The sequence below is a fragment of the Bradyrhizobium sp. USDA 4341 genome (assembly GCF_054063755.1).
This window is the reverse complement of record NZ_JBSSGO010000002.1, coordinates 1,978,289-2,001,855: the sequence shown is the minus strand read 5'-3', so window position 1 is coordinate 2,001,855 and position 23,567 is coordinate 1,978,289. Positions and strand designations below refer to the sequence as shown.

Here is a 23,567-nt window from a genome sequence, read left to right as displayed (position 1 = left end):
TCATGCCGGCTGGCTTTGCTCGTCGAAGAACTCCGGATTGTTGTGCTGGGTGGCCGAGATGTCGGCCAGGAGCCGTTCGAGATGTCTGGCCATCGCGGCTCCGGCGGATGCCGGGTCGCGCGCCTCGATCGCAACCATCACGGCCTCATGCTCGGCGATGACTTCGGCCATCCGTCCACGCTGCGGCAAGGTGAGCCACCGGAAGCGGTCCACGTGAACCTTGACCTGCAGGATCAGCTTCCAGATGCCGGGATGTCCGGCAATTTCGGCGATGGCGGCGTGAAAGGCTTCGTCGGCCTGATGGAATGCTTCGCGATCGGCGGCCATCTCGGCCTCGCGTTGGCGTTCGAGGATCGCGTGCAGGCTGAGGATCTGGCTCGCGCTGGCGCGCTCGGTTGCCATGCGGGTCGTGGTTTCCTCCAGCGACCTACGGACGATAATCGCCTCCGGAAGTGCGGCGAGCGGGATGCGCGACACGAAGATGCCGGATTGCGGGAAGATCTCGACCAGGCCCTCGTCCGACAGGCGCAGGATGGCTTCCCGTACTGGTGTCCGGCTGACGCCATATGCGCGCGCGATCTCAGCCTCGATGATCGGATCGCCAGGCCTGCGCTTCAGCGAGACCAGTTCAGCGCGCAGCTCAGCATAGATCCGCGCCGCCGCAGTTGCGGTCCGCGGACGACCGGTCCGCCGGTGGCCGGCGAGGTTGCGGATCTCCGACTTTTTCGGCGAGCGGGCGGGCATTCTTGCTCCGAAAATTGATATATTAGTATATGAAGTCGTCACGGAAGGCAAACGAGCACCGCTCGCATCCCCGGAGATCACATGACCGACTACCGCAAGCTGTTCGATCTCACCGGCAAGACCGCCGTCGTGTTGGGCGCCGCCTCAGGCATCGGCAGGTCCTCGGCCGAAGCGCTGGCGTCGCTCGACGCACGCGTGCTGTGTGCCGATCGCACGCTCGAGGGCGCGGATGCGACCGCCGCGGCAATCCGGGAGCAGGGCGGAGCGGCAACGGCCGCAGGTTGCGATGCCGCCGACCATGCGGACGTCGAGGCGCTGGCGGCGAAGGCGCTCGCGGAGTTTCGGCGCGTCGACATCGCGGTCACCACGCCGGGGCTGAACATCCGCAAGACCATCCTCGACTACACCGACGAGGACCTCGATCGCGTCATCAACCTCAACATCAAGGGCACGGTGTGGTTCTTCCAGGCGTTCGGCCGCATCATGGTCCAGCAACAGGGCGGTAGCCTGATTGCCTGCTCCTCGGTGCGCGCGGTGACCATCGAGCCGGGGCTTGCAGTCTATGGTTCGACCAAGGCGGCGATCGGGCTGTTGGTCAAGGGCTTCGCGTCCGAGGTCGGGCGGTCCGGCGTTCGCGTCAACGCCATCGCGCCGAGCATTGCGGAGACCGCGTTGACCGGCCCGTTCAAGCAGCGGCCGGATATCTACAACCTCTATGCCGGCCACACCGTGTTCAATCGCTGGAGCAGCGCCGACGAGGTTGCCACCGCCGTCGCTTACCTTGCATCTGATGCGGCGAGCTATGTCAGCGGCAGCACGCTGTTCGTCGACGGCGGCTGGACCGCGGTCGATGGACCGCCGACGGGCCTCACGCAACTGGCGCGTTAGGAGACAAAGCCCGCATTGCTGCGTAGCTCCGACGCATCTGACGACGTCAGCAGTGCGATCAGGCGCTGCGCCTGCGATGCAGCCGAGGCCTGCGTCGCAACGGCAGCCGTATACATGGTTGCGAGCCCGCATCCCGGCGGCAACGTGCCCGATAGCACGACACCCTGCGTGCTGATGATCTCGGTGGATTGCGTGCAACCAATCGGCCGCCGGTCGCTCGACTTGGCCAGATGCCGCATGGCCGTTGCGCCGTTCGGAAAGACTTTCAGCCGATCGGCGACGGCATCGGCGATATCGAGTTGCGCCAGCACCCTGGCGACATGAATTCCAGCGGTTGACGCCTTGGTATCGGGCACGAAGATCGCATCCGCAGCGAGCAGCACCGCGCGCAGGCTGGCGGCGTCCTCCGCGCTCGCCGGCGGGTCGCCGGCGCGGACGGCGAGGGCGGTTTCAACGCGGCCGATGTCAGCGATCGAACTGCGCAAAACCAGCCCTTCGTCGGCAAGCTTCGCGATCAGCGCAGCGGTCAGGATGGCGATGTCGGTCGGAACGCCGGCCCGCAATCTGTCGGCCATGACGCCGACCGCGCCAAAATCACCGGCAATGCCGAGGCCGGTTTCGGCTTCAAACGCTGGCGCAAGGCTGCGCACCAGGCCCTGCGCCGCGCCGCCGCTCAGGATGTTCAACGTCTTCATTTGCACCTGTTCTGTCACCACCGTTTGGCCGCTACGTGCCTATTCGGCCTTGTCCAGTCTTTTGACGACGTCTGCCCACTTCACGATATCGGCGCGCAGAAATTTGTCGAAGGCATCCGGCGTCATGGTCATCGGCACCGCGCCCTGCTCGGCCCAAAACTTCTCGACCTCCGGCCGCCTGACCGCGGCATTCACGGCCGTGTTGAGTTTCTCGATGATCGGCTTCGGCGTACCTGCTGGGGCCATCAAGCCGAGCCAGATCGTCGCCTCATAGCCGGAGACGCCGGCCTCGATGACCGTGGGAACACTGGACAGCACTGCGGAACGCGTCTTGCCGGTTGTTGCCAGCGCGCGCACCTGGTTCTCGGCAACATTCGGTGCCATCGCCGGAACGGCGTCGATCATCATCTGGACCTGGCCGCCGATGACGCCGCTGCGGGCCTCGCCACTGTTGCGGTAGGGCACATGCACGATGTTGATCCCGGCCGTGGCTTTGAACAACTCGCCCGCCATGTGATACGGCGTCCCCTGACCCGACGAGGCGTAGTTCAGCTTTCCGGGCTCTGCCTTTGCAAGCGCGATGAATTCCTGCAGCGTCCTGGCCGGCACGGCGGGGTGGACCACGATCACCAGATCCGAAGTGTTCAGGGTTGCGACCGGCGTCAGGTCGCGCATCAGCTCATATTTGCGCTGAGGCACCAGCGATTCATTGGCGGTCTGGGTGTTCGACATCACCAGAAGGGTGTAGCCATCGGCCGGCGCCTTCGCGGCCTCGAGCGTGCCGATCACGCCGCCGGCGCCGGTGCGGTTCTCCACCACGAAGGGCTGGCCGAGGTTTTCCTGCAAGATGCTGCCGATCTGGCGCGCAACGACATCGGCCGGACCGCCGGGACCAAACGGAACGATGATCCTGACCGGCCGCGCCGGGTAATCCTCGGCGTCCGCATGTGAGCCTGACATCGACACGATCAGCAATGCCGCGACACACATCAAGGCGTACCGAAAGTCCGCCATTGATCGTCTCCCCCAACTTTAGTCTTCTTTCTTGACCAGAAGTCTAGCTGCAACCTGAAGCATCTGTCGACGACAGACATCGTCTTCGCGCATCGGAACAAGGGCGGGAGGACGGTGTACTCAAACTTCGCCATCGCGTGCGGGGAATCAAATGAGGAAACATCCTGGACTATCGCGCCGCGATCTGCTGAAGGGCGCCAGCACCGTGCTGGCGGGGACCGCCTTTTCAACGCGCGTGATGGCCGCCGCGCCAGCTGCGGAACCGGTTACGCCAGCGCTGATCGAGGCGGCGAAGAAAGAGGGCCAGGTCGTCTATTACACCTCGACCGATCTGCCGGTCGCGGAGAAATTGGCGAAAGCATTCGAGGCAAAATATGCTGGGATTACCGTGCGTGTCGAACGCACCGGCGCGGAGCGCGTGTTCCAGCGCGTCGGCCAGGAATACGCCAGCAACATTCATGCGGCCGATGTCGTCAATTCTTCCGACGCCGCGCATTTCATCGTGTGGAAGCGCGACGGCATCCTGGCGCCCTATGTCCCGGAGGAGGTCGCGAAATATTATCCGGAGGAGCATCGCGATGCGGACGGGCAGTTCGCAAGCTTTCGGGTCTGGCTTTCGATCATTGCCTACAACACCAATCTCGTGAAGGCCGAGGATGCGCCGAAGAGCTTCGCCGATCTGCTCGATCCGAAATGGAAGGGCAAGATCGTGAAGGGGCACCCCGGCTATAGCGGCACCATCATGACCGCGACCTATCAAATGCAGCGCGACCTTGGCTGGAGCTTCTTCGAGAGGCTCGCAAAGCAGAACATCATGCAGGTGCAGTCCTCGACCGATCCACCAAAGAAGCTCGACCTCGGCGAGCGCGCGGTGATGGCCGACGGCAACGAGTACAACATCTTTCAGCTGAAGGAGGCCGGCCGCCCGGTCGAGCCGGTCTATGCCACCGAAGGGTCGCCGATCATTGTCGGCCCCAATGGGATCTTCAAGGACTGTCCGCATCCGAATGCGGCAAGGCTGTTTCAGTCGTTCGCGCTCGGACGAGAGGGGCAGCAGCTTAACGTCGAGATCGGCGGCCTCAGGTCGGTCCACGCGCAGGCCCAGGAGAAGGCCGGGCGCGCGCCGTTGAAGGACATCAAGACGATGAAGGACGACCCGGTGGCGGTGGAGAGGGAAGGAGAATCGATCAAATCGCACTACACCCGGATCTTCCGCGTTTGACGAACGGAGTGGGCCGGTAGCCGAGCATTTCGGCGTTTGCCGCATGGCTTATGCGCGGTTTTCGCCCGGACTAAGTCAATAATGCCCCTCGGCGGAGCGGATATTTGATGTTACCAATTTGGCATGAACCAGCATGCCAAGGTCGATATCCGCCATTCCACCTGTCCGCACGACTGCCCCTCGGCATGTGCGCTCGACGTCGAAGTGATCGAAGGACGCTCGATCGGCAGGGTGCGCGGCTCGAAGCGGCAGACCTATACGGCCGGCGTGGTCTGCGCCAAGGTGGCGCGCTACGCCGAGCGGATCCACCATGCCGAGCGGCTGATGCATCCGCTGCGCCGGACCGGCCCGAAGGGCTCCGGCCAATTCGCGCGGATTTCCTGGGACGAGGCGCTGGACGAGATCGCGGCGCGTTTCGACGCTGCCGAGCGGGAGTTCGGCGCCGAGTCGGTCTGGCCGTATTACTACGCCGGCACCATGGGGCTCGTGATGCGCGACGGCCTCAACCGGCTGTCGCATGTGAAGAAGTATTCGCGCTTCTACGGAACGATTTGCTCGACCATTGCGCGCATCGGCTTCGCCGCCGGGACCGGCAAGATCGCCGGCGTCGATCCGCGCGAGATGGGCGTCTCTGATCTCGTCGTGATCTGGGGCACCAATCCGGTGAACACCCAAGTCAACGTGATGACGCATGCGTCGCGCGCGCGCAAGGAGCGCGGCGCCAAGATTGCCGCGGTCGACGTTTACAACAACGAGACTATGAAGCAGGCGGATATCAAGATTCTGCTGCGGCCGGGAACCGATGGCGCCTTCGCCTGTGCCGTGATGCACGTGCTGTTCCGCGAGGGATTTGCCGATCGCGACTACATGGCACGCTATACCGATTGCCCCGGCGAACTGGAGGCACATCTGAAGATGCGCACGCCGGAATGGGCATCAGCGATCTCGGGCGTGCCGGTCGAGGAGATCGAGGCGTTCGCGCGGCTGGTCGGACAGACCCAGCGCTCCTTCTTCCGTCTTGGCTACGGGTTCACCCGCAGCCGCAACGGCGCCGCGCAGATGCACGCCGCGCTGTGCATTCCTGCGGTGACCGGCGCCTGGCAGTATGAGGGCGGCGGCGCATTCTTCAACAATGCCGGCATCTGGCGCTTCGACGAGTCGATCATTGAAGGCCACGATGCGATCGATCCCACCACGCGGGTGCTCGACCAGTCGAAGATCGGCCGCATCCTGACCGGCGATTCCGAGGCGCTGCGCGGCGGCGGGCCGGTGAAGGCGATGCTGATCCAGAACACCAATCCGATGACGGTCGCGCCCGAGCAGGCGCTGGTGCGCCAGGGCTTTGCCCGCGAGGACCTGTTCGTCGCGGTGCACGAGCAGTTCATGACCGAGACGGCGCAGATGGCCGACATCGTGCTGCCGGCGACGATGTTCATGGAGCACGACGACCTCTATTACGGCGGCGGTCATCAGCACATCTCGGTCGGCCCGAAGCTGATCGATCCGCCCGGCGAGTGCCGCTCCAATCACGAGGTGCTGCAGGGGCTCGGCCGTCGCCTCAACGCGGTGCATCCCGGTTTCGACATGACGCCGCGGCAGTTGATAGACGCAACTTTGAAGAAAAGTGGGCATGGCGATATCGAAGCGCTGGAGGCTGATATTTGGCGCGACTTGCAGCCGGATTTTCGCACCTCGCATTATCTCGACGGCTTCGCCCATTCCGACAAGAAGTTCCACTTCAAGGTCGATTGGGGCAAGGTGCCGGTCGGCGCGGGCGGGCTGATGGGCGCGTGGGACAAGATGCCCTCGCTGCCCGACCACTGGACCATCATCGAGGAGGCGGACGCGCAGCATCCGTTCCGGCTCGCGACGTCACCGTCGCGCAGCTTCCTCAACACCAGCTTCAACGAAACGCCGTCGTCGCAGGCCCGCGAGGGCGCGCCGACCGTGATGATTCATCCCGACGATGCGGCCGCGCTGTCGATCGCCGACGGGGAGGCCGTGACGCTCGGCAACATGCGCGGTGAGACCACGCTGACCGCAAAGCTGTTCGATGGCGTTCGCCGCGGCGTGCTGATCGCCGAGTCGATCCATCCCAACAAGTCCCACATCGGCGGGCGCGGCATCAACATGCTGACCGGGGCGGAGGCGGTCGCACCGCTCGGCGGCGCCGCATTCCACGACAACAAGGTCTGGATCAGGAAGGCGTCCGCCGCCGCATAAATCCTGCTTGCAGTCGGCGCCGATCCTGCCGCAAATGTCGGCTGGCAACAGCGCACAGGCAAGAAAACAGGCAGGAAACATGACCGAAAACAGCGCTCTTCTCGAGAAGCGCGGGCAGGCGTTCTGGATCACCATCAACCGCCCGGACAAGCGCAACGCGCTCAATGCCGGTGTGATCGCGGGCATCGCCAGGGGCTACCGCGAGGCGCATGACGACAAGGACGTGCGCGTCATCGTGCTGACGGGCGCGGGCGACAAGGCGTTCTGCGCCGGCGCCGATCTGCAGAACAGCGGCGCGGCATTCTCAATGGATTTCTCGCGCCCGAATATCGACTACGCCGATCTGCTGCGGCTGTCGCAGAACGCGACCAAACCCGCGATTGCGCGGGTCGGCGGCGTCTGCATGGCCGGCGGCATGGGCCTGCTGTGCATGACCGACATGGCGGTGGCCGGCGATCAGGTGATCTTCGGTCTGCCCGAGGTGAAGGTCGGCGTGTTTCCGATGCAGGTGCTGAGCCTGCTGCAGTCGATCGCCCCCGCACGCCTCATCAACGAATGGGCGCTGACCGGCGAGCCGTTCGACGCCAAGACGGCGCAGGCCGCGGGTCTTCTCAACTACGTCGTGCCGGCGGCCGAGCTCGATGCCAAGGTCGATTGGCTGATCGGCCGCATCGTCGACAAGTCACCGACGGCGATTCGTCGCGGCAAATATGCGATGCGGGCGATCGCGTCGATGTCGTTCGACGAAAGCATCGCCTACACCGAAAGCCAGATCGCGCTGCTTGCGATGACCGAGGATGCCAAGGAAGGCCTCAAGGCCTTCGGCGAGAAGCGCAAGCCGACCTGGACGGGGCGCTGAGGCATCACTGTGCCGCTTCGCCTCGCTGCATACGGCCGCTCAGGGTGACGGAATTGGCTTGCTCAGTGTCATCACCCGCGCATGCGGGTGATCCAGTATTCCAGAGACGGTTGTGCTTGAGCCGATAGGCCGCGGCGTACTGGGTCGCCCGGTCAAGCCGGGCGACGACAACAGTGGATGAGGACAAAGCTTCACGTCCTCTCAGGCGCGCAGTATCAAAATATCGAAAACAACCCCATGCAAAGTAGCCGGGCGGCTGCCGGCGTTCGACACGGCAACTTGACACGTCGGGCAAATCAGCGGCATTATTCTATTATACCGAAATCGCGCGAGCGCGCCTCGCTCCCTCTCCCCGGGAGAACGGGGTGAGGGAGCGCGATGCCCATCGCACGCTAGCCCGCGTTGGCTTTCAGGCCGGCGGCTTCGATGCCGGCCACGGCGCAGATCTCGTCATTGTCCGAGGTGTCGCCGCTGACGCCGACGGCGCCGAGCAGGGTCGCGCCGTCCATGATCAGCACGCCGCCGGGGACCGGCACCAGCCGGCCCTGCGCCAGCGTGTTCACGGAATCGATGAAATAGGCCTGCTCCTGTGCGCGCTGAAACAGCGCCCGCGATCCCATGCCCAGCGCCAGCGCACCATAGGCCTTGCCGTGGGCGATCTCGGCCCGCATCAGGCTGGTGCCGTCCTGCGCGGCCGTCACCTTCACCGCGCCGCGCGCGTCGAGGATGGTGACCACCAGCGGCTTCAGCTTCTTCTCGACGCCCTTGGCCAGCGCGGCATCCAGAATCTTGCGGGCAATTTCGAGAGTGAGTTCAGCCATGGGCCTCTTCCTTTGTCGGTAACAATGTGTCGGAATGCGATTTCGCACGTTTCAGGCTTATCGCCAATACGCTGGCGACATGCAGCGGCGTGCGCCCGCTGCCGTCCTTGATCTGGTGCCGGCATGAGGTGCCGTCAGCCACGACCAGCGTGTCCGGATCGGCGCTGCGAACCGCGGGGAGCAGCGACAGCTCGGCCATCTCAATCGAGGCCTGATAGGTCTCCGCGCCATAACCGAACGCGCCGGCCATGCCGCAGCAGCTTGATTCAATGGTTTTAACCTCAAGGCCCGGCACCAGCCGCAGCACCTTCTCCACCGGCTTGAACGCACCGAAGGATTTTTGGTGGCAATGACCGTGCACGACGGCCTTGCCGGCAACCACCCCGAGCGGCAGAGCGAGGCGGCCGGCCTCGGCCTCGCGCACCAAAAATTCCTCGAACAGCAGGGCATGGGTGCTGACGGTCTTGGCGGCGTCATCCGAACGCAGCGACAGCAGCTCGTCGCGCAAGGTCAGCAGGCAACTCGGCTCCAGGCCGATGATCGGCACGCCGCGCGCCGCGAACGGCGCGTAGGTTGAAACCAGCCGGTTGAGCTCGGCACGCGCCTGCTCAACCAGTCCAGCCGACAGGAACGTCCGCCCGCAGCACGGCGGGCGGGCGCTGTCCAATGGCTTCGGCAGATGCACGCGATAGCCGCCGGCGACCAGGACCTCGATCGCGGCGTCGAGATTCTCCCGCTCATAGCTGCGGTTGAACGTATCGGCGAACAGCACCACCTCGCGTCCGTCGGACGGACCCATCACCTCGGCGTCCGGCCGGAAGGCGTCGCGGCGAAACGCCGGCAGCGCGCGCTTCGCGCTGATGCCGGCGAGTTTCTCGAACAGCGCGCGCAGCAGCGGGCTGCGGTTGCGCCAGTTCGCAAGCGGGGCGAAGCGCGAGGCGAGATCGACATAGCGCGGCAGATAGCCGACCAGCCGGTCGCGCAGCGACAGACCATGCGTCGCGGCGCGCGCAGCCAGCACCTCGACCTTCATCTTGGCCATGTCGACGCCGGTCGGGCATTCATGGCGGCACGCCTTGCAGGAGACGCAGAGCTTCAGCGTGTCCATCATCTCGTCGGAGGCGAGCGCGTCCGCACCCAACTGGCCCGAGATCGCCAGCCGTAGCGTATTGGCGCGGCCACGGGTGACGTCCTTCTCGTTGCGCGTCGCCCGATAGGACGGGCACATCACGCCGCCCTCGAGCTTCCGGCAGGCGCCGTTGTTGTTGCACATCTCGACGGCGCCCTGGAAACCGCCGCCGGCGCCGGGATAGGTCGACCAGTCCAGCGCCGTCTTCAATTCGCCGACGCGATACTCCGGCGAATAGCGAAACAGCGAGCGGTCGTCCATGTCAGGCGGATCGACGATCTTGCCCGGATTGAGTGTATTGTCCGGATCGAAGCGCTGCTTGACCTCGCGGAAATCGGCGACGATGCGCGCGCCGAACATCGTCTCGTGGAATTCCGAGCGCACCAGGCCGTCGCCGTGCTCCCCGGAATGCGAACCCTTGTACTCGCGCACCATCGCGAAGGCTTCCTCGGCAATGGCGCGCATTGCCTTGACGTCCTTCTCGAGCTTGAGATTGAGCACCGGGCGCACATGCAGGCAGCCTTCGGAGGCGTGCGCATACATCGTGCCGCGGGTGCCGTGCTTGGCGAAGATGGCATTGAGCCGTTCGGTGTAGTCGGCGAGATGCGGCAGCGGCACCGCGCAATCCTCGACGAACGAGACCGGCTTGCCCTCCTGCTTCATCGACATCATGACGTTGAGGCCGGCGGCGCGGAAATCGGCGATGCCGGATTGCAGCGCGGGCTCGACGATCTCGACCACGCCGCCCCATTTGCGCGGTGGCTTGTCCCAGCCGAAACCGAGGTCGGCCATCAGCTCGTCGAGCTGCTTCAGGCGGGCGAGGTTGTCGGCCTGATCTTCCTCGGCGAACTCGACAACCAGGATCGCGTCGGGATCGCCGCGCACCGCCGCGGAAATGATCGGCTGGAACATCGCGATCTCGCGGCCGAGCGCGATCATGGTGCGATCGACCAGCTCCACTGCGATCGGCCGCAGCTTCACCAGATGCTGGGCCGCGTCCATCGCCTCGTAGAAGCTGCCGAAATGGCAGACGCCGAGCGCCTTGTTGCGGATCACAGGCCACAGCTTCAGCTCGACCTGCGTCGTGAAGGCGAGCGTCCCCTCCGAGCCGACGAGGAGATGCGCCATGTTGTTCGGCGCATTGCGCGGCACCAGCGCGTCGAGGTTATAACCGCCGACGCGTCGCTGCACCTTGGGGAATTTGTCCGCGATCTCGGCCGCCTCGCGCTCGCCGAGATCGAGCATGTAGCGGAACAGCTTCGATCCGCTGTCGGACGCATTGATCCGCGTCAGGTCGCGCGGCACCTCGCCGAAATGCAGCAGCGTGCCGTCGGCGAGCGCTGCATCCATCGACAGCGTATTGTCGCGCATGGTGCCGTAGCGCAGCGAGCGGCCGCCGCAGGAATTGTTGCCGGCCATGCCGCCGATGGTGGCGCGCGACGCGGTCGAGACGTCGACCGGAAACCACAGCCCATGCTTCTTCAGCTGACGGTTGAGATCGTCGAGCACGATGCCGGGCTCGACCACGCAGATGCGGTTCTCGACGTCGAGCGACAAGATCCGGTTCAGGTGCTTGGAGAGGTCGACCACGATGCCGTCATTGACGGTCTGGCCGCATTGCGAGGTGCCGCCGCCGCGCGGGGTCACGATCCGCCCGGCGTCGCGGACGATCGCAAGCGTGCGCAGCGCCTCGTCGACGGTGCGCGGCACCACCACGCCGGCCGGCATGATCTGGTAGAACGAGGCGTCGGTCGCGTAGCGGCCGCGGTTGAAGGCATCGAAAAACACGTCGCCGGTCAGGTCGGACCGCAGGCGCTGTTCGAGCGATGAGGCGTTCTTCATCCCAGATCCGATGTGATCCGCGGCGCAACCCATATTGCCCGGGGATTATTCATTCGATTGAGCCGAGAATTACATTATGAATTCAAAATGAGCAACTAGCTGCCTTGAGGCGTCGCCTCTTGGCCGCTGTCCGGTCCCTCGGCAAGGTGCTCGATGGCAGCGCTCCGCTTGTTGCGCAGATGTCCGAACAGGATGTCGCTGAGCTCGCTGCCGGCGCGGCGGCGCAGCGCATCGAGGATCGCCTCGTGCTCGCGCATCGCCTCGGCCCAGCGTTGCCGCTTGCGGGCGAAATTGGCGGAGTAGCGCACGCGGCGGATCCGGCCCGCGAAGTTGGCGTAGGTTGTCTTCAGCGTCTCGTTGCGCGCAGCCGCGACGATGCTCTCGTGGATCTGCTGGTTGGTCTGGAAGTAGCCGTGCATGTCGCGGTGCAGATAGTGACCGTACATCTCGTAGTGCAGTCGCTCGATCGCCGCGATTTCCTCGTCCGTGATGTTCTCGCAGGCCAGCCGTCCGGCCAGGCTCTCCATTCCGGCCATGACGTCGAACAGTTCCTCGAGGTCGCGCTGGCTGAGCTGGCGCACCCGCGCGCCGCGATTGGGCAAGAGCTCGATCAGGCCTTCGGCGGCCAGCACCTTGAGCGCCTCGCGCAGCGGCGTCCTGGAGATCCCCAGCATTTCGCACAGCTGGCGTTCCGGAACGCGCCCGCCCTCCGGAATGTTGCCTTCCACCACATAGTCGCGGAGCCGCAGCAGGATTTCGCCGTGAAGCGAGACCTCCTGGCGGTCGCTGCCGTTGCCGGCGGCGGGCTGGGTGATCGGAACCCCGGTCTCGGGAATCGCAGATTTCATATTCTGAACAATAATTTGCCGGCGCGGTCGCGTCGATCTCCACAATCGAATACCAAAATTGGATTGAAAATACAAAAAATGAATGCAAAATAGTTGGCCAAGGAGCCGAAATCCGGCAATTGGGAGGTTCTCATGCATCAAGGACGCCATTTTCTGCAGATTCCAGGGCCGAGCCCCGTGCCGGATCGCATTCTTCGCGCGATGGACATGCCGGTCATCGATCACCGGAGCGCGGAGTTTGCCGAGCTTGGCCGCACCGTGCTCGAGGGAAGCGGCAAGATCTTCCAGACCGCGGGCCCGGTGGTGATCTTCCCGTCGTCGGGCACCGGCGCCTGGGAAGCTGCGATCGTCAACACGCTGTCGCCCGGCGACAAGGTTTTGATGGTCGAGACCGGCCACTTCGCGACCCTGTGGCGGCAGCTGGCCGGCCGTTTCGGCATCGAGGTCGACTTCGTTGCCGGCGATTGGCGGCGCGGCGCCGACCCTGCGTTGATCGAAGCAAGGCTTGCCGAGGACACCGCGCACAGCATCAAGGCGGTGATGGTCGTCCACAACGAGACCTCGACCGGCGCGACCAGCCGGATCGCCGACATCCGTGCCGCCATCGACCGCACCGCGCATCCGGCGCTCTTGATGGTCGATACTATTTCCTCGCTCGGCTCGGTCGATTACCGGCACGACGAGTGGAAGGTCGATGTCAGCGTCAGCTGCTCGCAGAAGGGTTTCATGCTGCCGCCCGGCCTCGGCTTCAATGCCATTTCGGACAAGGCCCGCGCCGCGTCGTGCACCAACAAGATGCCGCGCTCCTATTTCGATTGGGAGGAAATGCTGAAGCCGAACGCCAAGGGCTTCTTCCCCTATACGCCGGCGACGAACCTGCTCTACGGGCTGCGCGAGGCGATCGCGATGCTGCTGGAGGAGGGGCTCGACAACGTGTTCGCCCGCCATCGGCGGCTCGCCGCTGCGACGCGTGCCGCCGTCAATCAATGGGGGCTCGAGAATCTCTGCCAGGAGCCGTCGGAGTTCTCGCCGGTGCTGACCGCGGTGATGATGCCGCCCGGCCATGATGCCGATCAGTTCCGCAAGGCCGTGCTCGACAATTTCAACATGTCGCTCGGTGCCGGCCTGTCGAAGGTCGCCGGCAAGGTGTTCCGCATCGGTCATCTCGGCGAGTGCAACGAGCTGACGCTGCTGGGTGCGCTCACCGGCGTCGAGATGGGGCTGTCGGTTGCCGGCGTGCCGCACCGCTCGGGCGGCGTCGAGGCAGCGATGCGGCTGCTCGAGCAGCGCGATCAACGCAACGCGTCGTCGCACCTGAAGGTGATCAGCACATAAGCGCCGACCAACGGCATCCCGCACGCCAACGGCTCAGAAAAATCGCGGATCAGGGAAGGGGAGGGATATGAGGCTTCGGTTCAAGGCCACCCATGTCGTGTTGGCCATGCTCTGCGTGATGTATTTCATCACCTACGTCGACCGCGTCAACATCGGCACCGCGGCCAGCGAGATCCAGAAGGAGCTTGGTCTGTCCAACACCGAGCTCGGCCTGGTGTTCTCGGCCTTCGCCTATCCGTATCTGCTGTTCCAGGTGATCGGCGGCTGGGTCGGCGATCGCTTCGGGCCACGCCAGACCTTGTTCTGGTGCGGCATGATCTGGGCTGCGGCCACCATCATGACCGGCTTCGTCCATGGTCTCGCGGCGCTGTTCATCGCGCGCTTCGCGCTCGGGTTCGGCGAAGGGGCGACGTTCCCGACCGCGACGCGCGCCATGCAGTACTGGACGCCCGCGAACCGCCGCGGCTTCGCGCAAGGTCTGACACACGCGTTTGCACGGCTCGGCAACGCGGTGACCCCGCCGGTGGTCGCGCTCCTGATCCTCTGGCTGACATGGCGCGGTGCATTCGTCGTGCTCGGCGTCGTCAGTCTGATCTGGGGTGTTGCGTGGATCTGGTACTTCCGCAACGAGCCTAGGGACCACGGTTCCATCACGGAGGCCGAGCTTGCGACGCTGCCGCCGCGCCCGCAGGGCGAGCGGCCTAAGGTGCCGTGGGGACCGCTGTTGCAGCGGATGTGGCCGGTGACGCTGACGTATTTCTGCTACGGCTGGTGCCTGTGGCTCTACCTCAACTGGCTGCCGCTGTTCTTCAAGAACAACTACAGCCTCGATCTGAAGAACTCGGCCCTGTTCGCATCCGGCGTGTTCTTTGCCGGCGTCGTCGGCGACAGCATCGGCGGCGTCCTCTCCGACCGCATCCTCGAGCGCACCGGCAATGTGCGGCTGGCGCGGCTCAGCGTGACGATCGTGGGATTCGCGGGCGCGCTGCTCTCGCTGATGCCGATCCTGTTCGTTCACGACATCACGGTGGTCGCGCTCTGCCTGTCGGCCGGCTTCTTCTGCGCCGAGCTCGTGATCGGCCCGATGTGGTCGATCCCGATGGACATCGCGGCGAAATATTCCGGCACCGCCGCGGGGATCATGAATAGCGGCTCGGCGTTCGCGGCAATCGTCTCGCCGCTGGTCGCCGGTTTCGTCATCGACGCCACCGGAAACTGGTACCTGCCGTTCCTGATGTCGATGGGCCTGCTGCTGCTTGGTGGTTTCTCGGCGTTCCTGATGCACCCCGAGCGCCCGTTCGAGGAGGCCGGCGAGTTGGCCGCGCCGCGAAAGGTGGTGGCCGCCGAATGAGCGGCTGAAGGTGTCGGCATGGCGCTCCCGGATATGCATGACTGCCCCCCGCCGGGCGGAGGACAAACCCGGCGAGAATGATGACATGGATACAGTCTTGAAGAGAGGCTGGGAGTAGTGAGCTTGGGTATGCTTAGCGGCGGCTGCCATTGCGGTGAGATCAGGTTCGAAGTCCCCGATCAGGCGGCTTTCAGTACCGTCTGCCATTGCCACGATTGTCGGAGGCAATCTGGAGCGCCGATGCTGGCGTGGGCAATGGTCCCGAAGGCCGCGGTATTGATCCAGGGGAAGCCGAAGATCTATTCGTCTTCAGAAAGCGGCCAGCGCTCGTTCTGCCCGATGTGCGGCGCGGGGCTGTTCTTCAGCAATGGCATTCTCGACCGGATGGGCATGATGCAGGTCAGGATCGCTGCGCTCGACGATCCCAATTCGATCTCGCCCCGGGTTCAGGTGCAGACTGCCGAGCGCGTCGGATGGGTAGGGTCCCTTCACGATCTCCCGGCCTTCGAGCGCTTCCCGAGTTGAGTCGTCGGGATCGCCGGGATTTGGGCCGGTACCCATCAGGGCGGCCGGTACGGTTGGGGCGGGTCCCGCTCCAACAGGCGTGGTCCAGCATTCGTCCAGTCGGCGTCGCGCCGGATCGGTCCGGCCGGGTATGGCCTCGGATGCCAACTCACTGAGCCATCTCAAGAAGAGCTAAGCCATGTGGGCCGCTATGGGCTGATATGGTTGGCTTCGATTTCCGGATAGTGATATGCGAGCGGCTCGCGAAGAGACTGAGCAAGACCGGGAAGGACGCCGATGACCGTGCACACTGGAAGGCATTTTCTGCAGATTCCGGGACCGACCAACGTGCCGGACCGGGTGCTGCGGGCGATGGACATGCCGACCATGGACCATCGCGGTGCCGAATTCGCCGAGATCGGCTTTGCCGTGCTTTCTGCGATGCAGCGTGTGTTCCGCACCAAGCAGCCCGTGATCATCTACCCCTCGTCGGGGACCGGCGCCTGGGAGGCCGCGATCGTCAACACGCTGCAGCCGGGCGACGAGGTCTTGATGTGCGAGACCGGCCAGTTCGCCGTGCTGTGGCACGGCATCGCCGACAAGTTCAAGCTCGACGTTGATTTCATTCCGGGCGACTGGCGCCATGGCGCCGACCTCGAACAGATCGAGGCCAGGCTGTCCGCCGACAAGGCGCACAAGATCAAGGCCGTCTGCGTGGTCCATAACGAGACCTCGACCGCCTGCGTCACCTATCCGCGCGACGTCCGCAAGATCCTCGACACTTTGAAGCATCCGGCGCTCTTGATGGTCGACACCATCTCGGGCCTCGGCTCGCTCGAATATGAGCACGATGCCTGGGGCATCGATGTCTCGATCGCCGGCTCCCAGAAGGGGCTGATGCTGCCGCCCGGCCTGGGCTTCAACGCCGTGTCGGAGAAGGCGCTGGCGGTGGCCAAGGCCAATCCGGGGATGCGCTCCTATTGGGATTGGCAGGAGGTCATCAACATCAACAAGGCCGGCACCTGGCCGTATACGCCCGCCACCAACCTGCTGTTCGGCCTGCGCGAGGCCGTGAAGATGCTGGAGGAGGAGGGCCTCGAGAACGTGTTCGCCCGCCACAAGCGCCACAGCGAGGCGACGCGTGCCGCCATCAAGGTCTGGGGGCTGGAGACGCAGTGTCAGGAACAGGGCGCGCATTCGCCGGCGCTGACGGCGGTGCGCGTGCCTGACGGCCACGACGCCGACCACTTCCGCAAGGTCGTGCTCGAGAATTTCGACATGTCGCTCGGCACCGGCCTCAACAAGGTCAAGGGCAAGGTGTTCCGGATCGGGCACATCGGCCACTTCAACGACCTGATGCTGATGGGCACGCTGTCCGGCGTCGAGATGGGCCTTGATCTTGCCAAGGTGCCGCATCGCAGTGGCGGTGTGCTGGCGGCGATGGAGGTCCTCAAGGGACGCGACCCATCGCAGGTGTCGAAAGCCGTTGCTTGAGTAGGCTGGCCTGAAATCTTATCGCAAAGAACCGAAAGAGCGAGACATGAACGCGCCTGTCGCACCGACCGAAGACCTGATCTACTCCGTCGCGGACGGGATCGCGCGCATCACGTTCAACAGGCCGCAGGCCCGCAACGCGCTGACCTTTGCGATGTATGAGCAGATGGCCTCGATCTGCGAGAACATCAATCAGGACCACTCCATCAAGGCGCTGATCCTGACCGGTGCCGGCGAGAAGGCGTTCGCCTCGGGCACCGACATCTCGCAGTTCCGGGAATTCAAGACCGCGCAGGATGCGCTGGACTACGAGGCGCGGATCGACCGCGTGCTGGGAACGCTCGAACAGTGCCGCGTGCCCGTCATCGCGGCGATCGCCGGCGCGTGCACCGGCGGCGGCGCCGGCATCGCCGCATGCTGCGACATCCGCATCGGCACCGAGGCGACCCGGATCGGCTTCCCGATCGCGCGCACGCTCGGCAACTGCCTCTCGATGTCCAACATCTCGCGGCTGGTCTCGCTGATCGGCCCGGCACGGACCAAGGATCTGATCTTCAAGGCGCGCCTGGTCGAGGCGCCCGAAGCGCTGGCGCTCGGGCTGCTGAACGAAGTCGTCCCCGATGTGGAGACCTTGCAACGCCGTGCCACCGAGACGGCGCAGCTCGTCGCGAGCCATGCGCCGATCACGCTCGAAGTGACCAAGGAAGCGGTGCGCCGCATCCGCCGCACGCTGTCGCGCGACGAAGGCGAAGACCTGATCCTGCGCGCCTATATGAGCGAGGATTTCCGCGAGGGCATGGACGCCTTCCTCAACAAGCGCACGCCGAACTTCAAGGGCAAATAGCGGCGGCGCCAAATCCCTGAGTTGCCCGACGGGTCGACGCCCCCCGCAGCAAAAGTATTTCGCTTTATCAGAAGTGCAACTCAGCGCTATGGAAATAGGCGTCTCACCGATCGAGGGGCGCTGCGCATCGTCACGGCCGCTGCGGTGAGATGCGGTGCACGCCGGTTGCGCGACTGACGAGTGCGCAACGTCGATGTATGATTCACAGTCAGTCCAGCATACTCGGCGTCGTCCCGGCGAAGGCCGGGACCCATAACCACAAATGCCGATTGTTGCGCGATGTTGGAACGACGAGTCCCGTTCACAACCTCTGCCGCAGCGTATGGGTCCCGGCCTTCGCCGGGACGACGATGGTGTGTGCGGTGCTTGCGAGACTCAGGTGACGAGGACCATGTCGCCCACCTCATTCCAAAGTCATAGGTCATGCGGCAGTTCGGCGGCTTGAACTCACCTGCATTCTCGGCACAATGACACCAACCCGCCACCTCGACGGTTTTGCGAAGCCGAACAAATAGATAGGGAAGAAACACGTGGGACAGATTGTGAAGACCACGGCAGCCATCGCGGCCTTGCTGCTGAGCGCGCCCGCCTTCGCCGGCTGGGAGCCGAGCAAGCCGGTCGAGATCGTGGTTGCGGCGGGCGCCGGCGGCGCCTCCGACCAGATGGCGCGGATGATGCAGGCGGCGATCCAGAAGAACAATCTGATGAAGCAGCCGATGGTGGTGTCGCTGAAGGGCGGTGCGTCGGGTGCAGAAGCGCTGATGTACATGAAGTCCAGCGAGGGCGATCCCAACAAGGTGCTGATCGCCTATTCGCTGATCTACATGCTGCCGCTGTCGGCCAAGATCCCGTTCAACTGGCGCGACCTCACGCCGGTGTCGGTGATCGCGCTCGACCAGTTCGTGTTGTGGGACAATGCGTCGGGCCCCAAGACCGTCAAGGATTTCATCGCGGCCGCGAAGGCCGCGAGCGCGCCGTTCAAGATGGGCGGCACGGGATCCAAGCGTGAGGACCATGTGCTGACCGTCTTCATGGAGCAGAAGACCGGCGCGAAATTCTCCTATCTGCCCTACAAGTCCGGCGGCGAGGCCGCGACCCAGCTGGTCGGCGGCCACACCGAGTCCAACGTCAACAATCCGAGCGAAAACCTCGAAGTCTGGCGTGCCGGACAGGTTCGTGCGCTCTGCGTGTTCGACAAGGAGCGCATCGCCTACAAGACCAAGGTCACCGACACGCAATCCTGGAACGATATCCCGACCTGCAAGGAGGAGGGGCTGGACGTGCAGTATCTGATGCTGCGCGCGATGTTCCTGCCGGGCAAGGTCACGCAGGAGCAGCAGGCATTCTATGCCGATCTGTTCCAGAAGGTGACGCAGACGGCGGAATACAAGGACTACATGGAGAAGCAGGCCTTGAAGCCGATCTTCCTCACCGGCAAGGATATGGTCGAGTTCCTCGAGGATGACGACAAGCTCAATGCCTCGCTGATGAACGCGGCGGGCTTCGTCGCGAAATAGCGGTCGCGGTTTGCTTACCTTCGGGTCCGAATTGGCTTGCAAGCGGCAGCGGCGCAGTGATTATTGCGCCGCAGTATGGCCGAACGTCCGGCGAGCCGTGGAGCGATCATGACCAAAGCCGTGTTGGGGATCATCGGCGGATCCGGCATCTACGATCTGCCGGGACTGGAAAATGTCCGGGATGAAACCATCGCGAGCCCGTGGGGCGAGCCATCCGCGCCGCTGCGCCGCGGCGAGATGGCCGGATTGCCGATCGTGTTCCTGCCGCGGCACGGCCAGGGACACGCGCTGTCGCCGTCCGACATCAACTATCGCGCCAATATCGACGTGCTGAAGCGGGCCGGGGTCACCGACCTGGTCGCGCTGTCCGCATGCGGCTCCTTCAAGGAAGAGCTGCCGCCGGGCACCTTTGTGCTGGTCGACCAGTTCGTCGATCGCACCCACAAGCGCGAGAGCTCGTTCTTCGGCAAGGGCTGCGTCGCGCATGTGTCGATGGCGCATCCGGTGTCGCCGCTGCTCGTCAAGCATCTCGCCGCCGCTGCCGAGGCCGAGCGCATCGCGTTCGCGCGCGGCGGCACCTATCTCTGCATGGAGGGGCCGCAATTCTCCTCGCTCGCCGAAAGCCTGACCTACAAGGCGCAGGGCTATTCGGTGATCGGCATGACCAACATGCCCGAAGCCAAGCTCGCCCGCGAGGCCGAGATCTGCTACGCCAGCGTGGCGATGGTCACCGATTTCGATTGCTGGCATCCGGCGCATGATGCCGTGACGGTGCAGGATATCATCCGCGTGCTGAATTCGAACGCCGAGAAGGCCAAGGCGCTGGTCGCGCGTCTGGCGCGGGATTTCCCGCGCGAGCACGAGCCGTGTCCGATCGGCTCGGATCGCGCGCTGGACACCGCGCTGATCACGGCGCCCACGGCCCGCGATCCGCAGCTGCTTGCCAAACTCGATGCCGTTGCCGGACGGGTGCTACGCGCATGAAAGTCGACGGACGACATTTTCGCAGTATCTGGCTGGAGCCCGACGGCTGGTCCGTCGGTGCGATCGATCAGCGACGATTGCCGCATGAATTCATCGTTGCGAAGATCACGACGGCGGATGAGGCCGGCGAGGCCATCAGCTCGATGCTGGTGCGCGGCGCGCCGCTGATCGGCGCCACCGCAGCCTACGGCATGGCGCTCGCGATACGTGCCGATTCCTCCGATGCGGCGCTCGACCGCGCCGGCAAGATGTTGGCTGCGACCCGGCCGACCGCGATCAATCTGAAGTGGGCGATCGACGAGATGCAACACGCGCTCGCGCCGCTCGCAACTTCAGCCCGTGCGGACGCGGCCTATGTCCGCGCCCGCGAGATTGCCGACGAGGACGTCGAGATCAACCGCGAGATCGGCCGCCACGGGCTCGGCCTGATCGAAAAAATCGCTGCGACCAAGAAGCCGGGCGAGCCGGTGAACGTTCTGACGCATTGCAATGCCGGCTGGCTTGCAACCGTCGACTGGGGAACGGCGACGTCACCGATCTACCAGGCGCATGATCGCGGCATTGCGGTCCATGTCTGGGTCGACGAGACGCGCCCGCGCAATCAGGGCGCTTCGCTCACCGCGTGGGAACTCGGTCATCACGGTGTGCCGCACACCGTGATCCCCGACAACACCGGCGGCCATCTGATGCAGCACCGCATGGTCGACCTTGCGATCGTCGGGACCGACCGCGTCGCCGCCAATGGCGACGTCTGCAACAAGATCGGGACCTATCTGAAAGCGCTCGCCGCGCATGACAACGACGTGCCGTTCTACGTTGCACTGCCATCGCCGACCATCGACTTTAGCATCGACGACGGCGTCAGGCAGATTCCGATCGAGCAGCGTGCGGCCAGCGAGGTGACGCACCTCACCGGGCGCACGGCGGATGGACGGATCGAAACCGTGCGCGTGGTTCCGGACGGCTCTTCGGTGGCCAATTTCGGCTTCGATGTCACGCCGGCGAGGTTGGTGACGGGATTGATCACCGAGCGCGGCGTGCTCAGCGCGGATCGTGCTGCGCTTGCGAGCGCATTTCCCGAACGGTCCGGGCGTTAGCTGAAGGCTGCATTGACGGTGGTTGGTTCAGCGCGCTATCCCAATCGTTGCCCTCGCAACCCAGACCGTTCAGTCCATGTCCAATACCGAACTTGAGATCGTCGTCGACGATCCGACCGCGCCTGAAGAGAACTCGCCCGCCGTCGTCAGCACCGGCGTCGTCGACGTCGTCGTCTCGCTGCTGCTGCTTGCGCTCGCATTGGTGCTCGGCTGGGACAATTGGCGCACCGGCGCGTCGTGGGATTCGACCGGGCCGCAACCGGGCTATTTTCCGTTCTATCTCTCGGTGATCCTCGGCGCCGCGAGCCTCTATGGCCTCGGCGCTGCCTTCGTCTTGCGCCGGGAAGCTGCCGAGACCTTTGTCACCCGGGCCCAGTTTCGCCGGGTGATGGCGGTGTTCGTGCCGACCTTCCTGTTCTGCCTCGCCACCCAATATCTCGGCCTCTATGTCGCGAGCTTTCTCTTGATCGCGGGCTTCATGCGCCTCGTCGGCAAGATCGCGCTGTGGAAGTCGCTGCTCACCGCCTTCGTCTTCACCGCGGCGATGTTCGTGACCTTCGACATCGCATTCGACGTCATCATGCCGAAGGGGCCGCTCGAAGCGGCCTTCGGTTACTGAGCTAACCGACAGGATTTCGAAACATGGAAGCCTTCGGTCTCCTGCTGCATGGCTTTGCCGTCCTGTTGACGTGGAAGACACTGCTGTTGATGATGGTCGGCCTCGTGCTCGGCATCTTCGTCGGCGTGCTGCCCGGACTTGGCGGCCCCAACGGCGTCGCGATCCTGCTGCCGCTGACCTTCACGATGGATCCGACATCCGCCATCGTGATGCTGTCCTGCATCTATTGGGGTGCGCTGTTCGGCGGCGCCATCACCTCGATCCTGTTCAACATCCCCGGCGAAGCCTGGTCGGTCGCGACCACGTTCGACGGCTATCCGATGGCGCAGCAGGGCAGGGCGGCCGAAGCGCTGACCGCCGCGTTCACCTCGTCCTTCATCGGCTCGCTGGTCGCGGTGCTGCTGATCACCTTCCTGGCGCCGATGATCTCGTCGTTCGCGCTGAAGTTTGGCCCGCCGGAATTCTTCGCCGTCTATCTCCTGACCTTCTGCTCTTTCGTCGGCCTCGGCCGCGAGGCCAAGCACAAGACCGTGATCTCGATGTCGCTCGGGCTGCTGCTTGCCGGCGTCGGCATGGATACGGTGTCCGGGCAGCTGCGCATGACGTTTGGCTCCGCCGAGCTGCTGCGCGGCATCAACTTCCTCGTCGCTGTCATCGGCCTGTTCGGCATCAGCGAGATCCTGCTCACGATGGAGGAGCGCCTGGCGTTGCGCGGACACGCCGCCAGCATCAGCCTGCGCGTCGTGCTCTCGGTGTGGAAGGACCTGCCGAAATACTGGGTGACGTTGCTGCGCTCGTCCGTGATCGGCTGCTGGCTCGGGATCACGCCGGGGCGGCGCGATCGCGGCGTCCTTCATGGGCTACAACCTCGCAAAGCGTTTCGCCAAGGATCCGGAAAGTTTCGGCAAGGGCCGCATCGAGGGCGTGTTCGCGCCGGAGACCGCCGCGCATGCATCGGGCACCGCGGCCTTGTTGCCGATGCTCGCGCTCGGCATTCCCGGTTCGGGGACCGCGGCGATCCTGCTTGGCGGCCTGATGGTGTGGGGCCTCAACCCCGGGCCGCTGCTGTTCGTCGAGCACAAGGACTTCGTCTGGGGCCTGATCGCCTCGATGTATCTCGGCAACGTCGTCGGCCTGGTGCTGGTGCTGACCACGGTGCCGATCTTCGCCTCGATCCTGCGGGTGCCGTTCGCGGCCGTGGCCCCCATGATCGTGGTGTCCTGCGCGATCGGCGCCTACGCGATCCAGAATGCGATGTTCGATATCTGGCTGATGCTGGGCTTCGGCGTCGTTGGCTACGTCTTCAAGAAGATCGGGATCCCGCTTGCGCCGTTCACGCTCGCTCTGGTGCTCGGCAGCCGTGCCGAGGACGCATTCCGGCTCTCGATGATCGGGTCCGGCGGCGACATGAAGGTGTTCTGGTCGAACGGCCTGGTCGGCACCATCACGAGCCTGGCGATCGTGCTGTTGTTCTGGCCGGTGATCGATCGGGCCTTTGCCGGCGTCGCGCGTCTGGTGCGGCCGGCAAAGGCGTGAA

19 protein-coding genes and 1 pseudogene are annotated in these 23,567 nt (G+C 64.6%); 14 read left to right on the top strand and 6 right to left on the bottom strand.

What is annotated here, in order from left to right:
• Positions 1–744, bottom strand: coding sequence for a GntR family transcriptional regulator (locus ACVIGB_RS15480; protein ID WP_456721971.1), 744 nt, complete (start codon positions 742–744; stop codon positions 1–3).
• A gap of 81 nt (positions 745–825) precedes the next feature.
• On the opposite strand from ACVIGB_RS15480, the gene ACVIGB_RS15475 reads away from it, so the two are divergent.
• The gene (locus tag ACVIGB_RS15475) at positions 826–1,632 is read left to right on the top strand and encodes an SDR family NAD(P)-dependent oxidoreductase (protein WP_456721972.1); all 807 of its coding nucleotides are present in this window, start codon (positions 826–828) and stop codon (positions 1,630–1,632) included.
• Here ACVIGB_RS15475 and ACVIGB_RS15470 read toward each other — a convergent pair.
• Together ACVIGB_RS15470 and ACVIGB_RS15465 are read right to left on the bottom strand one after the other, a co-directional pair.
• On the bottom strand, positions 1,629–2,327 hold the full coding sequence (locus ACVIGB_RS15470) for a molybdate ABC transporter substrate-binding protein (RefSeq protein WP_456721973.1): 699 nt from the start codon (positions 2,325–2,327) through the stop codon (positions 1,629–1,631). The genes ACVIGB_RS15475 and ACVIGB_RS15470 overlap by 4 nt on opposite strands.
• Positions 2,328–2,366: 39 nt before the next feature.
• Complete coding sequence (locus ACVIGB_RS15465) at positions 2,367–3,317, bottom strand: Bug family tripartite tricarboxylate transporter substrate binding protein (RefSeq protein WP_456725166.1); 951 nt, start codon at positions 3,315–3,317, stop codon at positions 2,367–2,369.
• Positions 3,318–3,492: 175 nt separating this feature from the next.
• On the opposite strand from ACVIGB_RS15465, the gene ACVIGB_RS15460 reads away from it, so the two are divergent.
• The 3 genes from ACVIGB_RS15460 (at position 3,493) to ACVIGB_RS15450 (ending at position 7,645) form a co-directional block, all read left to right on the top strand.
• Positions 3,493–4,563, top strand: coding sequence for an ABC transporter substrate-binding protein (locus ACVIGB_RS15460; RefSeq protein ID WP_456721974.1), 1,071 nt, complete (start codon positions 3,493–3,495; stop codon positions 4,561–4,563).
• Between the two features lie 123 nt (positions 4,564–4,686).
• Positions 4,687–6,786 carry a molybdopterin oxidoreductase family protein gene (locus tag ACVIGB_RS15455; RefSeq protein ID WP_456721975.1) on the top strand — a complete coding sequence of 700 codons (2,100 nt, stop codon included), beginning with the start codon at positions 4,687–4,689 and terminating at the stop codon, positions 6,784–6,786.
• 79 nt (positions 6,787–6,865) lie between these two features.
• Positions 6,866–7,645, top strand: a complete 780-nt coding sequence (locus ACVIGB_RS15450; protein WP_456721976.1) for an enoyl-CoA hydratase/isomerase family protein — start codon at positions 6,866–6,868, stop codon at positions 7,643–7,645.
• 392 nt (positions 7,646–8,037) lie between these two features.
• On the opposite strand, the gene ACVIGB_RS15445 is transcribed toward ACVIGB_RS15450, so the two are convergent.
• The 3 genes from ACVIGB_RS15445 to ACVIGB_RS15435 all read right to left on the bottom strand — a co-directional run bounded on the left by ACVIGB_RS15445 (position 8,038) and on the right by ACVIGB_RS15435 (position 12,285).
• Entirely contained in the window at positions 8,038–8,466 is a 429-nt protein-coding gene (locus tag ACVIGB_RS15445) for a GlcG/HbpS family heme-binding protein (protein WP_194460084.1), read from the bottom strand.
• On the bottom strand, positions 8,459–11,437 hold the full coding sequence (locus ACVIGB_RS15440; RefSeq protein ID WP_456721977.1) for an FAD-binding and (Fe-S)-binding domain-containing protein: 2,979 nt from the start codon (positions 11,435–11,437) through the stop codon (positions 8,459–8,461). Before ACVIGB_RS15440 ends, ACVIGB_RS15445 begins: the two co-directional genes overlap by 8 nt.
• Before the next feature lie 95 nt (positions 11,438–11,532).
• Entirely contained in the window at positions 11,533–12,285 is a 753-nt protein-coding gene (locus ACVIGB_RS15435; protein ID WP_456721978.1) for a GntR family transcriptional regulator, read from the bottom strand.
• Positions 12,286–12,417: 132 nt separating this feature from the next.
• On the opposite strand from ACVIGB_RS15435, the gene ACVIGB_RS15430 reads away from it, so the two are divergent.
• The 10 genes and pseudogenes from ACVIGB_RS15430 (at position 12,418) to ACVIGB_RS15385 (ending at position 23,566) form a co-directional block, all read left to right on the top strand.
• On the top strand, positions 12,418–13,620 hold the full coding sequence (locus tag ACVIGB_RS15430; protein ID WP_456721979.1) for a pyridoxal-phosphate-dependent aminotransferase family protein: 1,203 nt from the start codon (positions 12,418–12,420) through the stop codon (positions 13,618–13,620).
• Between the two features lie 67 nt (positions 13,621–13,687).
• On the top strand, positions 13,688–14,971 hold the full coding sequence (locus ACVIGB_RS15425; protein ID WP_176530080.1) for an MFS transporter: 1,284 nt from the start codon (positions 13,688–13,690) through the stop codon (positions 14,969–14,971).
• A 129-nt stretch (positions 14,972–15,100) separates the two neighbouring features.
• Positions 15,101–15,496, top strand: a complete 396-nt coding sequence (locus ACVIGB_RS15420) for a GFA family protein (protein ID WP_456725167.1) — start codon at positions 15,101–15,103, stop codon at positions 15,494–15,496.
• A 276-nt stretch (positions 15,497–15,772) separates the two neighbouring features.
• Positions 15,773–16,969 carry a pyridoxal-phosphate-dependent aminotransferase family protein gene (locus ACVIGB_RS15415; protein WP_456721980.1) on the top strand — a complete coding sequence of 399 codons (1,197 nt, stop codon included), beginning with the start codon at positions 15,773–15,775 and terminating at the stop codon, positions 16,967–16,969.
• A gap of 46 nt (positions 16,970–17,015) precedes the next feature.
• Positions 17,016–17,813: an enoyl-CoA hydratase/isomerase family protein gene (locus tag ACVIGB_RS15410; RefSeq protein ID WP_456721981.1), complete on the top strand. Its 798-nt coding sequence runs from the start codon at positions 17,016–17,018 to the stop codon at positions 17,811–17,813.
• 539 nt (positions 17,814–18,352) lie between these two features.
• Complete coding sequence (locus tag ACVIGB_RS15405; RefSeq protein ID WP_456725168.1) at positions 18,353–19,330, top strand: tripartite tricarboxylate transporter substrate binding protein; 978 nt, start codon at positions 18,353–18,355, stop codon at positions 19,328–19,330.
• A 108-nt stretch (positions 19,331–19,438) separates the two neighbouring features.
• Positions 19,439–20,314: an S-methyl-5'-thioadenosine phosphorylase gene (locus tag ACVIGB_RS15400; protein ID WP_456721982.1), complete on the top strand. Its 876-nt coding sequence runs from the start codon at positions 19,439–19,441 to the stop codon at positions 20,312–20,314.
• Complete coding sequence (mtnA, locus tag ACVIGB_RS15395; protein ID WP_456721983.1) at positions 20,311–21,411, top strand: S-methyl-5-thioribose-1-phosphate isomerase; 1,101 nt, start codon at positions 20,311–20,313, stop codon at positions 21,409–21,411. Before ACVIGB_RS15400 ends, mtnA begins: the two co-directional genes overlap by 4 nt.
• 76 nt (positions 21,412–21,487) lie before the next feature.
• A complete protein-coding gene (locus ACVIGB_RS15390) occupies positions 21,488–22,030 on the top strand; it encodes a tripartite tricarboxylate transporter TctB family protein (RefSeq protein WP_456721984.1) in 543 nt (180 codons plus the stop codon).
• A gap of 23 nt (positions 22,031–22,053) precedes the next feature.
• A pseudogene (locus tag ACVIGB_RS15385) lies at positions 22,054–23,566 on the top strand (tripartite tricarboxylate transporter permease).
• Position 23,567: the final 1 nt, after the last annotated feature.

Excerpts from the sequence above, each read along its gene's own strand:
- ACVIGB_RS15420 (WP_456725167.1), top strand. The coding sequence starts at position 15,101 with ATGCTTAGCGGCGGCTGCCATTGCGGTGAGATCAGGTTCGAAGTCCCC.
- ACVIGB_RS15470 (WP_456721973.1), bottom strand. The coding sequence starts at position 2,327 with ATGAAGACGTTGAACATCCTGAGCGGCGGCGCGGCGCAGGGCCTGGTG.
- ACVIGB_RS15465 (WP_456725166.1), bottom strand. The coding sequence starts at position 3,317 with ATGTGTGTCGCGGCATTGCTGATCGTGTCGATGTCAGGCTCACATGCG.
- ACVIGB_RS15460 (WP_456721974.1), top strand. The coding sequence starts at position 3,493 with ATGAGGAAACATCCTGGACTATCGCGCCGCGATCTGCTGAAGGGCGCC.
- ACVIGB_RS15410 (WP_456721981.1), top strand. The coding sequence starts at position 17,016 with ATGAACGCGCCTGTCGCACCGACCGAAGACCTGATCTACTCCGTCGCG.
- ACVIGB_RS15480 (WP_456721971.1), bottom strand. The coding sequence starts at position 744 with ATGCCCGCCCGCTCGCCGAAAAAGTCGGAGATCCGCAACCTCGCCGGC.
- ACVIGB_RS15415 (WP_456721980.1), top strand. The coding sequence starts at position 15,773 with ATGACCGTGCACACTGGAAGGCATTTTCTGCAGATTCCGGGACCGACC.
- ACVIGB_RS15445 (WP_194460084.1), bottom strand. The coding sequence starts at position 8,466 with ATGGCTGAACTCACTCTCGAAATTGCCCGCAAGATTCTGGATGCCGCG.
- ACVIGB_RS15475 (WP_456721972.1), top strand. The coding sequence starts at position 826 with ATGACCGACTACCGCAAGCTGTTCGATCTCACCGGCAAGACCGCCGTC.
- ACVIGB_RS15430 (WP_456721979.1), top strand. The coding sequence starts at position 12,418 with ATGCATCAAGGACGCCATTTTCTGCAGATTCCAGGGCCGAGCCCCGTG.
- ACVIGB_RS15440 (WP_456721977.1), bottom strand. The coding sequence starts at position 11,437 with ATGAAGAACGCCTCATCGCTCGAACAGCGCCTGCGGTCCGACCTGACC.
- ACVIGB_RS15425 (WP_176530080.1), top strand. The coding sequence starts at position 13,688 with ATGAGGCTTCGGTTCAAGGCCACCCATGTCGTGTTGGCCATGCTCTGC.
- ACVIGB_RS15390 (WP_456721984.1), top strand. The coding sequence starts at position 21,488 with ATGTCCAATACCGAACTTGAGATCGTCGTCGACGATCCGACCGCGCCT.
- ACVIGB_RS15450 (WP_456721976.1), top strand. The coding sequence starts at position 6,866 with ATGACCGAAAACAGCGCTCTTCTCGAGAAGCGCGGGCAGGCGTTCTGG.
- ACVIGB_RS15400 (WP_456721982.1), top strand. The coding sequence starts at position 19,439 with ATGACCAAAGCCGTGTTGGGGATCATCGGCGGATCCGGCATCTACGAT.
- mtnA (WP_456721983.1), top strand. The coding sequence starts at position 20,311 with ATGAAAGTCGACGGACGACATTTTCGCAGTATCTGGCTGGAGCCCGAC.
- ACVIGB_RS15455 (WP_456721975.1), top strand. The coding sequence starts at position 4,687 with ATGAACCAGCATGCCAAGGTCGATATCCGCCATTCCACCTGTCCGCAC.
- ACVIGB_RS15435 (WP_456721978.1), bottom strand. The coding sequence starts at position 12,285 with ATGAAATCTGCGATTCCCGAGACCGGGGTTCCGATCACCCAGCCCGCC.